Annotated in this window: 5 protein-coding genes; all 5 read left to right on the top strand. The window is 74.5% G+C overall.

Annotation, left to right across the window (positions count from 1 at the left end):
* Window positions 1-170 precede the first annotated feature (170 nt).
* The 5 genes from FNQ90_RS17020 to FNQ90_RS17000 all read left to right on the top strand — a co-directional run bounded on the left by FNQ90_RS17020 (window position 171) and on the right by FNQ90_RS17000 (window position 3,261).
* Window positions 171-398 (top strand): hypothetical protein, encoded by a 228-nt coding sequence (locus FNQ90_RS17020; protein WP_182607167.1) that lies wholly within the window; start codon window positions 171-173, stop codon window positions 396-398.
* Between the two features lie 190 nt (window positions 399-588).
* The gene (locus tag FNQ90_RS17015) at window positions 589-1,221 is read left to right on the top strand and encodes a TetR/AcrR family transcriptional regulator (RefSeq protein WP_323380020.1); all 633 of its coding nucleotides are present in this window, start codon (window positions 589-591) and stop codon (window positions 1,219-1,221) included.
* Between the two features lie 227 nt (window positions 1,222-1,448).
* A complete protein-coding gene (locus tag FNQ90_RS17010) occupies window positions 1,449-1,676 on the top strand; it encodes a DUF3107 domain-containing protein (protein WP_182607166.1) in 228 nt (75 codons plus the stop codon).
* A 200-nt stretch (window positions 1,677-1,876) separates the two neighbouring features.
* Window positions 1,877-2,167 carry a hypothetical protein gene (locus FNQ90_RS17005; protein ID WP_228471328.1) on the top strand — a complete coding sequence of 97 codons (291 nt, stop codon included), beginning with the start codon at window positions 1,877-1,879 and terminating at the stop codon, window positions 2,165-2,167.
* Between the two features lie 92 nt (window positions 2,168-2,259).
* Window positions 2,260-3,261, top strand: coding sequence for a DMT family transporter (locus FNQ90_RS17000; protein WP_407699383.1), 1,002 nt, complete (start codon window positions 2,260-2,262; stop codon window positions 3,259-3,261).
* Window positions 3,262-3,319 lie beyond the last annotated feature (58 nt).

Genomic DNA, 3,319 nt, shown 5'->3' with positions numbered 1-3,319 from the left:
GTCGAGGGGGCAGGGGAGGCGCGGGGCCGCCCGGCCCCCTCCCGGCGGATCCGCCGGCCCGGAGCCGGCCCGATATCGCCACGGGGAGCGCGGATCGCGGCCGTGACCGCCACGAACGCGGGGACCGCCCCGGCGGGCTCCCCCGTCGACGTCACCGGAGGTGCAGTGCCATGCCGATCGACCCCACCGACCCGGAGACCATCGAGGAACTGGAGGGTGCCGACGCGAAGGCACCCCCGGAGGACGTGGAGGCCCCCCTGGCGGACGCCTTCGAGCAGCGCGCGGAGCTCTTTCCCGAGCGCGACGAACCCCTGGTCGCGGCCGGTGACGAGGTGAATCCGGCGGACCTGGCGGAACAGGCCCGGGTGGTGGCGCAGGAGGACGAGGACTACCGCTGACCGGCGTCCGCGGCCCCGCCTCCCCGGCGCCCGGGGAGGCGGGGCCGGCCGTCCACCCACCGGAACGTCGGGACCGGGGGCACGCACGACGGGGTTACCCGAACGTACGATGTGCTGGCCGGACCGGACCGATCCGGTCGGGACGGCTCCGACGCACCGCGCGTCGGCCATCGAGCAACCGGGAGGCGGCGTGACAGCCATGGAGCAGACCGAGGCCCGCCCGCGCGGTACCCGCCTGCCGCGGGTGGCCCGACGGAACCAGCTGCTGGGCGCCGCCCGGGAGGTCTTCGTCGCCCAGGGGTACCACGCGGCGGCGATGGACGACATCGCGGATCGCGCGGGAGTGAGCAAGCCGGTGCTGTACCAGCACTTCCCCGGCAAGCTGGAGCTCTACCTCGCCCTGTTGGACCAGCACTGCGAGGCGCTGCTCCAGGCCGTGCGCCGGGCCCTGGCCTCCACCACGGAGAACAAGCAGCGGGTGGCGGCCACCATGGACGCCTATTTCGACTACGTCGAGCAGGAGGGCGGCGCCTTCCGCCTGGTCTTCGAGTCGGACCTGACCAACGAGCCGGCCGTGCGGGAGCGGGTGGAGCGGGTCTCGATGGACTGCGCCGAACTGGTCAGCGCGGTCATCGCGGAGGACACCGACCTGCCGGAGGAGCAGTCCAAGCTGCTGGCGGTCAGCCTGTGCGGCATGGCCCAGGTCACCGCCCGGCACTGGGTGGCCTCCGGCCGTCGGGTGCCGCGCGATGTCGCCAAGGGCCTGACCGCCTCGCTCGCCTGGCGGGGCATCGCCGGTTTCCCGATGCAGCCGCAGTCCTGACCGGGCACCGGTCCGTCGGCCGGGTCCCACAGGGCCCGCGTCCGACGGGTTCCGCCGCGCCCCTCCCGGGCGGGCGTTCGCGGGGCGTGCCGGCGGGCGTTCCCCGGCGTGTTCGCTGTGGGCGTGCGGCCGTTCCGCCGGAGGGACGATCGCGCCCGGCTACGCTGACCCCTGTACGGCGGCGCGGCACAGCGCCCCCATCAGGGATCATGCGGAGGGACCAAGCCGTGGAGATCAAGATCGGCGTACAGCACACGCCGCGTGAGATCACGCTGGAGAGCAACCAGTCGACCGACGAGGTCGAGAAGATCGTCGCGCAGGCCCTCGCGGGCGAGTCGCGGCTGCTGAGCCTGACGGACGAACGCGGCCGGAAGGTGCTGGTCCCGGCCGACCGTCTGGCCTACGTGGAGATCGGTGAGCCGACGGTCCGCAAGGTGGGCTTCGGCGCCATCTGAGGCGTTCGGGGCCCGGTGTCCCCCGCCCCGGGGGTCACCGGGGTCGCCCGGGGCACCGGGGGTCACCCGGATCACGCGGCGGTCGAGGGAATGTCACGAAATCCCATCGGCCGCCGTTTGCCGTGCTCCCGTCGCGGGGTAGTACCGGGAGGTCCGAATCCACACCCGGTCCGAACCGGCCGCACGGGAGGGTGCCGCGGATGCCTCCGATGCTCTGGGAAACACCGGTCGCGCTGGTGATCGGCCTGCTCGTCGCCGTGTCCGCCACCCGTTGGCGGCCGGATGACTTCCCGCTCCCCCGCCTGGTGTGGGCGACCGGGCCGGTCGCCGCCCTGATCGGTTGGGCGCTGGGCCGGGGCATCCTGGGCCAGGGCCACAGCGCCGCCACCCTGGCGGTGTCGCTGACGGTCAGCGTCGTCCTGGTCTCCCTGCTCTTCCGCTCCGGGTCCGGCACCGCGGGCGCGCGTCCCCGGGAATCCCGGGCGGTCTGAGGGGCGGGGCCCGGCCGACCTCCGGCTCGGTGTATCCACCAAGCGGATTAACCTGAGGTGGTTCACCCCACCGTCCCCTCCCGGAGCAGCCCGTGCCATCCATCGGCACCCGCGCCGGCCGCGCAGGCCGTGACGCCATCGCCCCCACCGGCACGTCCCGGGGTCCCCTGGACCCGGCACAGGCGCGGATGGACCTGCTGCTGCTGATCGTCGCCGTGGCGGGCATCTCGCTCTCCGGCCCCCTCGTCGCCGCCACCGCCGCGCCCGCGCTCGCCATCGCCTTCTGGCGCAACGCCATGGCCGTGGCCGGCCTCACCCCGCTGGTGCTCCTGCGCCGGCGTCTGCGGGCGGAGGTCGCCGGCATGGGCCGACGCAACCTGCTGCTCACCCTCGCCGGCGGCGTCGCGCTCGCCGCCCACTTCGCGCTGTGGCTGCCGAGCCTGCGGATGACCTCCGTCGCCTCCTCGGTGGCGCTGGTCACCACCACCCCGATCTGGGTGCAACTGCTGCTGCGGTTGCGCGGACGCCGTCCACCGGCCGCGGTGTGGGCGGGCTCGACGGTCGCCTTCGCCGGTGTGCTGCTGCTGACCGGCGTGGACCTGACCGTCTCCGCCCGTGCCCTGGCCGGGGACGCCCTGGCCCTGGCCGGCGGATTCATGGCGGCGATCTACATGCTGATCGGGGCCGAGGTGCGGCGCACCACCGGCACCACCGGGTACACCTTCGTCTGCTACGGCGCCACCTCCCTGGTGCTGCTGGTCGCCTGTCTGGCGGCCGGCACTCCCCTGACCGGCTGGGACACCACGACCTGGCTGAAGCTGGTCGCGCTCACCCTCACCGCGCAGATCCTGGGCCACTCGGTGCTCAACCGGGTGGTGCGCGGCCTGGGCCCCTCGGTCACCTCGACGGCGATCCTCCTGGAGGCACCGGGAGCCGCGGTGATCGCGGCGCTGTGGCTGGGCCAGTGGCCACCGCTGCTCACCTGGGGCGCCCTGACGGTGATCCTGCTGGGACTGGTGCTGGTGATCCGGGCCGAACGCGCTCCCGCCGCGCCGGTGCCCCCGGCACCGGGTGCGGCGCCCACCGGCCCGTAGGGTCGGGGACATGCGCAGCGACGGCACCGGCTCCCCCGACGAGGCCCCCGGCCCGTTC

Source organism: Streptomyces alkaliphilus (genome assembly GCF_014141535.1).
Lineage (GTDB): Bacteria > Actinomycetota > Actinomycetes > Streptomycetales > Streptomycetaceae > Streptomyces > Streptomyces alkaliphilus.
Note: the sequence above shows the minus strand (reverse complement) of the source record. Positions and strands in the feature narration are given on the sequence as shown.